The sequence below is a fragment of the Mycobacterium sp. genome (genome assembly GCF_044342925.1).
Taxonomy (GTDB): Bacteria; Actinomycetota; Actinomycetes; order Mycobacteriales; family Mycobacteriaceae; genus Mycobacterium.
Map to the genome: position 1 here is coordinate 1 of NZ_JBIIOV010000182.1, position 6,195 is coordinate 6,195.

The window sequence follows — 6,195 nt, forward strand, 5'->3', positions numbered from 1 at the left end:
CTCGGCCCGGCTGAACTGGTTGCTGAGCCCACTGCGGCGGGGCTTGCGGGATGGGCTCATACGGGGCATGTGACATGCCCGGATGTTAGCTCGATGCTCGTTGGAGCGCTATTCACCCACCGGCGTGCAGGGCTTTTGATGCTCATTGCTGAGGGCCCGCGCAAAATTTGTCTGCATTCGGGTTTGCCGGGACCGGCGGCCGAATCTGGTTCAAACGTTCCAGTGGATGTTTGCTTGTACAACTTCTGCTAAATATGACGACGCGAACCTCCTGTCAGATATGCCCGACGCACTCTTTCGAAATCTCGTCGGCCAGTGCCCCGATCTCTGCGGTGATCGGTTGCAAACTGTCCTTGGGTTTGTCGCCGAGCTGGCCAATCGCGAGCCGGCGCAAAGCATCGACAAGGCTCCCAACCTGCTCGGTGAGGCTCTGCGGCGCGGCAGGGTTCGCGGCCAGCGTTTGAGACAGGTAGTCGGCGCCGGTGTACTCGGCCAGCCGGATGTTCACCGCGATCAACAGCGTGTTTCCGGGCTCTTTTGCTTCAGGTTGATTGGTCGCGGCCGCCAGTGCCTGCTTGACGTCATTGTGCGCGGCACACACAGCCGCCCGCGCCTCGTCAACGTTCTGCGTTGACCTAAGCGTGGGGGCGGCACGGAACCACGCGGCAGCGGCGAGTGCCAGCGCGAGCAGCGTAATGACCGCCAAGGCGATGACGGCTGCCGTAAGTCGCGATGACGTGCCAGGCGGGGGCCCGCCGGGTGTCCACGGCGGCAGGGCGGTGGGCACGGGTCGATAGGGCATTTGCGCCATCTTTGGATGCTAAATGAACGCAGTCGCATATTTCACCGGACCGCCGGGCCGCCGGGAACCCCAGGCTGCCAGCCCCCACCGACACCCAACCGATGCCCAACCTTGACTTGACCCCCGGCAAACCCCACCGCAACGATGGCCTTATGCGCCGATTCCGGTTTTCGCTGACTGCTGCCTTGAGTGCGGCTGCCATCGCCGTGGCATCGGCCCCGGTCAGCCACGCGTTCACCCCGTGGTTCGCCCCTGAGGTCGGCACCGCCGCCCAGGTGCTCTCTGTCACCGGCACCGGTGGCTCCAACGCCAAGATCGACGTCTGGCAGCGCGGACCGGGCGGCTGGCAGCCCGTCGACGGCGGTGTCGGCATCCCCGCCTTCGTCGGCTCGGCCGGCCTGGCGCCGAAGGCCAAAGATGCCGTCCCGGCCACCCCGATGGGCGTCTACACCCTGGACTTCGCGTTCGGAACCGAACCCAACCCGGGCGGGGGACTGCAGTACGTGCAGACCACGCCGGACCACTGGTGGTCTGCCGACGGGCCGACCTACAACACTATGCAGGTGTGCAAGCAGGCCGACTGCCCGTTCAACACCTCACTGGCCAGTGGCACCGAGAACCTCTACATTCCCGCCTACGCGCACGCGATCGTGATGGGCGTCAACAAGGAACGTGTGCCCGGCAACGGGGGCGCCTTCTTCGTCCACACCAGCAACGGCGCCCCCACCGCGGGCTGCGTGTCCTTAGACGACACGACCCTGGCCAACATCATCAAGTGGCTCAAGCCGGGCGCCGTGATCGCCATCGCCGAGCAGTAATCAGGCCAACGCCGGCCCGGGCGTCACCGTGACGTTCTGGCCGTCCAGTGTCTGGGTCACCTCGTAGGTGCGGTCGTATCCCGTCGCGCAGATCTTCCAGCCGTCCGCGGTCTTGCGGTAGCGGTCCCGGTAGAACGCCGCGCCCCACAGCATGAAGTTGTGCGCCGGCACGATCACCCGGTCCTGCAGGTACCACCGGCCCTCGGCTTCGTCACTGTCGTCCAAGGTGATTTCCGGGTGGGCGACCCGGTGCTCGGTGATCACGCCGGCCGGCATCGAGGTGCGCATGAACTCCACCAGCTCGGCTCGATTGGTGAAGTGCAACTCCTTGCCCATCGACGAGCCGTAGTCGCCGACGATGTCGTCGGTGAGGGTGTCGGCGAAGGCGTCCCAGTGCTTGGTGTCCAGCGCTCGCAGGTAACGGTACTTCACCCGTTTGATCGCCTCGAACGCCTCCAGGTCACCCATGTCGCCATTGCAACACACCAGCGTCGATGTCGACTACGTTTGAAGGCGTGAGCCTGCCCCGCAGCCGCTACACCGATCTTTCGCGCGCTGAGTTGGCGGTGCTGGTTCCGGAGCTGCTGCTGATCGGCCAGCTGATCGACCGTTCCGGAATGGCTTGGTGCATAGCCTCTTTCGGGCGCGAGGAGATGGTGCAGATCGCCATTGAGGAGTGGGCGGGTTGCAGCCCGATCTACACCAAGCGCATGCAGAAGGCGCTGGGGTATGAAGGCGAGGACGTCGTCACCATCTTCAAGGGGCTGCAGTTCGACATTGGCGCACCGCCGCAATTCATGGACTTCCGCTACACCGTCCACGACCGATGGCACGGGCAGTTCCACCTCGACCACTGCGGCGCACTGCTCGACGTCGAACCGATGGGCCCCGACTACGTCCGGGGCATGTGTCACGACATCGAGGACCCCACCTTCGACGCCACCGCGGTGGCCACCAACCCGCGCGCCCAGGTGCGGCCCATCCACCGTCCGCCCCGACTACCCGCCGACCGTCATCCGCACTGCGCCTGGACCGTCGTCATCGATCCTTCTCATCCCGAAGCCCAGCCGATTCCGGCGCTGGACACCATCGCCGGCACCCGCGCCGCCACGTGCCAGTTAGCGCCCATCGACCGCGACGCCGACGGCGCAGCCGACTACAGCGGCCCCCTGCTGTCCGATGTCGATTTCGGGGCGTTCTCCCACTCGGCGCTGGTGCGCATCGCCGACGAGGTGTGCCTACAGATGCATCTGCTGAACCTCTCCTTCCTCCTCGCCGTGACCAAACGCTGCGGCGACGACGCGGCGCTGGCCACGTCCATCGGCACCAAGCAGCTCACCGGGATCGCCGGAGTCGCCGCCGAACGAATCCGCAACGCCCTCAAACTCCCCGCCAACGTCGACGGGTTGACCCAGGTGTTGCGGATGCACCCCCTGCTCAACCCGTCGGCCTACGTGGATGCCGAGATCGCCCACGGCCGCCTCCATGTCCACCCGTCGAATGCCCACGACGACGGCGCGTGGATCAGCCTGTGTGGTCCCGGTGCATCCCAGCCGTTGCAGTCCATCGCCACCGCCGTCAACCCGCACCTGACAGTGACCGTCACCGGCTCCGAGACCGACTGGACCGCCGAATTCAGCGACGGCGGCGTCGCCGCGACCGAACTTCCCGAGGTGTTGGTCACCAAAGTCAGCCACGGCGCGGCCTTCCAGTTCCAGCCGCGACGCTCCCTGCCGCTAACCGCCACTTAGTCCCGTTCGCTGGGGGCGTACCGCCAACACGTCGACAGCGGCAGCAAACGCAGCGCACACTGGACGGCATGGATAACAACGGGCCGTTCGGCATCGACCCCGACGAATTCGACCGAGTCGTTCGCGAGACGGGTGAGGGCCTGCGGAGCGCCTTCGAGCAAGTCGGCCGTTTCTTCAACTCCTCACCGGAGCGCGCCGGCTTCGGTTTGCTCTTCGACCAGTTCGCCAAGCCCACCCCGAAGTCGCGGCCGGAGCCGGAGACCGCGGGCGAAGCCGGTGACGGCGTCTGGGCCATCTATCTGACCGACAGCGACGGCAAAGCCCGTGTCGAGCAGGTCTACAAGACCGAACTCGACGCGCTGCGGGGCAACAAGCTCAACACCGACCCGAACCGCAACGTCCGTTTCCTGCCCTACGGCATCGACGTCAGCGTGCTCGATCCCTCGTCCGACGGCGCGACAGAGCCGGACGACGCGAACTGAGACTTTCAAGCTGAGGAACACCCCGATGAAAACCCGCCTCACCCGATCAGCAGTGCTTCTACCAGCGGCGCTGGTCACTCTCGGGGGATCGGCGCTGCTGGCGCCGGCGGTCGGCAATGCCGCCCAGTGCGGCCCCGGCACCGTCTACGACGCACCAACGGACAGCTGCGTCGTTGCGCCGGCGGTACCCGCGCAATGGAACGCGCCTCCGCCGCCCCCCGCTCCGCCGCCGCTGCCGCCGATTTCGATCTGCCCGCCCATTCCGTTCGTGGCGGTGTGCTTCCCGGTCAACTGACGGTGTTTGCCGGGGCGGCGGCGTGGCGTTGACCATGCCGTTTCTTGCTCGGGAACTGACGGCATCTAAAGTGTTGAGCTATGCCGAAGATGGATCGTCGTAACTTGATGGTCATGGCAGGCCTGGGCCTGGCCGCAGCCGCCGTTCCCGCCCCGAACGCGCTGGCCAATCCGGAGCCGCCCCTGCCTGGCCCGCCCCCGCCTCCGGGCGCGCCGCCACCTGCTCCGATGCCTCCTCCACCGGGGGCTCCCTTCGGTGCACCGCCGCCTCCTGCGGCAGCTGTCCCCGGCGTCATGGGCGACGAGTTCGACGGCCCGGCCGGCGCCCCGCCCAACCCGGCGCTGTGGACCGTGGCCAGGCAGCGCGAAAACATCAAGAAGCCGGTGTTCTGGGACCGCCCGGAGAACATGGGCGATTACCGCGACGACCGCCAGAACGTCTTCCTGGACGGCTACGGGAATCTCGTGATCCGCGCGACCCGCAATCCCTTCGGCTCGAATCAGCGCACGACGTACACCAGCGGCAAGGTGATGGGTAACTTCGCGGCGCCGATCAACCACACCTTCGAGGCGCGGGTGAAGATGGAGTGCCTCACCCCCGGCGCATGGCCGGCCTGGTGGGTGGTCAACGAGAACAAGCCGCGTGGCGGCGAGGTCGACCTCATCGAGTGGTACGGCAACATGGAGTGGCCGTCGGGCACCACCGTGCATTCCCGGCTGGACGGCACCGCGTTCAAGACTACGCCGTTCCCCGTCGACGACTTGTGGCACACCTGGCGGTTGACCTGGACGACATCGGGGATGAAGTTCTGGCGCGACTTCGAGCCCGGCATGGAGCCCTACTTCGAGGTGCCGGCGTTCTCGATCAAGGACTGGGCTTTCAACGACCCCGGTTTCATGATGAAGCCGGTGTTCAACATCGCCGTCGGCGGAACAGGCGGCAAGGACGCAGCCGCGGGCAACTACCCCTGTCAGATGCTGGTCGACTGGGTGCGGATCTTCCCCGCGTAGAACTGGACTGGTAGTGAAAGCCCGGGACCACAGTTCCCGGGCTTTCACTGTTTTAGGACTCGGTGCCCCGGTGGGCCGGGCCTTCGCATTTTCAAGTAAAAGCTAGGCAACCAACCTGCGCGACGCACGGCTTCGGCTTAGTGTTCGCGCGTGGACATTGTCATCATGATCCTGCTTTTGGGGATCGCCCTGCTGATCTGGCGCGGCGCCAAACGCGGACTGATCATCGCCCTGTGGGCCGTCGGTGTGGTCGCCATGCTCGGCCTGTTCCGCTACCACGTCACCTCCGTCCTGGATCTGAGCTTCTGATGTCCGAGGTGGTGGTCGAGAAGAAGCGGGTCGAAGAACGCTCTCATGAGGGCCCCTGGGGTGTGCTGACCTTCTGGGGCCTGCACGCCTGGGTGTTCGCGTACTGCTTTGTGATGCTGAGCGCGTTCTTCATCCAGTTCGGCATGGGCGAGTTTCCCTGCCCGCTGTGCATGCTGCAGCGCTACGGGATGATCCTGTCCTGCCTGGCCGCACTGTTCGTCATCATGCAGGCGCGGCGGGGCACCCTGACCGTCGGCCGCTACGCCCAAGGCCTCGGGATGGGGCTGATCAGTGTGCTCGCCGGGGCGACGGTGTCGCTGCGCCAGATCGCCTTGCACATCAAGCCCGGCGACCCCGGCTACGGGGAGCCCGTCCTGGGCCTGCACCTCTACACCTGGGCGTTCGTCACCTTCGCGATCGTGATGCTCTACGTCGGGGTGATGCTGACGCTCATGCCGCGGGGCATCCCGCAGGCGCCGCGTGCGGGCAGTGGGGCGCTGAAGCTCTCGACGGCCATCATCTGGCTGTTCATCGGCGTCGTCGCCGCGAACGTGGTCGCGATCATCTTCCTGGAGGGCTTCGCCGCGGTGCTGCCCGACGATCCGACGGGCTACACGCTGATTGATCAGCTGACGGGGAAGTGAGGGCGCAGCGCGACGTTAGTCTCGCCCGATTGGCGGTCGGTCCGGCTCCCGCAGAACCGGGAAAGCGGCATAGATCCGTCCGCC

At 66.1% G+C, this 6,195-nt stretch carries 9 protein-coding genes; 7 read left to right on the forward strand and 2 right to left on the reverse strand.

The window, feature by feature from the left end; genetic code table 11:
- Positions 1–274: 274 nt before the first annotated feature.
- Positions 275–811 (reverse strand): hypothetical protein, encoded by a 537-nt coding sequence (locus ADBZ6I_RS15225; protein WP_526385279.1) that lies wholly within the window; start codon positions 809–811, stop codon positions 275–277.
- Between the two features lie 143 nt (positions 812–954).
- On the opposite strand from ADBZ6I_RS15225, the gene ADBZ6I_RS15230 reads away from it, so the two are divergent.
- Positions 955–1,620 (forward strand): L,D-transpeptidase family protein, encoded by a 666-nt coding sequence (locus ADBZ6I_RS15230; protein WP_526385281.1) that lies wholly within the window; start codon positions 955–957, stop codon positions 1,618–1,620.
- On the opposite strand, the gene ADBZ6I_RS15235 is transcribed toward ADBZ6I_RS15230, so the two are convergent.
- Entirely contained in the window at positions 1,621–2,106 is a 486-nt protein-coding gene (locus ADBZ6I_RS15235; protein ID WP_526385283.1) for a nuclear transport factor 2 family protein, read from the reverse strand.
- A gap of 35 nt (positions 2,107–2,141) precedes the next feature.
- On the opposite strand from ADBZ6I_RS15235, the gene ADBZ6I_RS15240 reads away from it, so the two are divergent.
- The 6 genes from ADBZ6I_RS15240 (at position 2,142) to ADBZ6I_RS15265 (ending at position 6,111) form a co-directional block, all read left to right on the forward strand.
- Positions 2,142–3,371: a hypothetical protein gene (locus ADBZ6I_RS15240; protein ID WP_526385293.1), complete on the forward strand. Its 1,230-nt coding sequence runs from the start codon at positions 2,142–2,144 to the stop codon at positions 3,369–3,371.
- 68 nt (positions 3,372–3,439) lie between these two features.
- Complete coding sequence (locus ADBZ6I_RS15245) at positions 3,440–3,853, forward strand: Rv0313 family protein (protein ID WP_526385285.1); 414 nt, start codon at positions 3,440–3,442, stop codon at positions 3,851–3,853.
- Positions 3,854–3,878: 25 nt separating this feature from the next.
- The gene (locus ADBZ6I_RS15250; RefSeq protein WP_526385287.1) at positions 3,879–4,148 is read left to right on the forward strand and encodes a hypothetical protein; all 270 of its coding nucleotides are present in this window, start codon (positions 3,879–3,881) and stop codon (positions 4,146–4,148) included.
- Positions 4,149–4,237: 89 nt separating this feature from the next.
- On the forward strand, positions 4,238–5,158 hold the full coding sequence (locus ADBZ6I_RS15255) for a glycoside hydrolase family 16 protein (protein ID WP_526385295.1): 921 nt from the start codon (positions 4,238–4,240) through the stop codon (positions 5,156–5,158).
- A gap of 150 nt (positions 5,159–5,308) precedes the next feature.
- Positions 5,309–5,467, forward strand: coding sequence for a DUF5993 family protein (locus tag ADBZ6I_RS15260; protein WP_526385289.1), 159 nt, complete (start codon positions 5,309–5,311; stop codon positions 5,465–5,467).
- A complete protein-coding gene (locus tag ADBZ6I_RS15265) occupies positions 5,467–6,111 on the forward strand; it encodes a disulfide bond formation protein B (RefSeq protein WP_526385291.1) in 645 nt (214 codons plus the stop codon). The genes ADBZ6I_RS15260 and ADBZ6I_RS15265 overlap by 1 nt, the downstream gene beginning before the upstream one ends.
- The last annotated feature ends 84 nt before the right edge of the window (positions 6,112–6,195 follow it).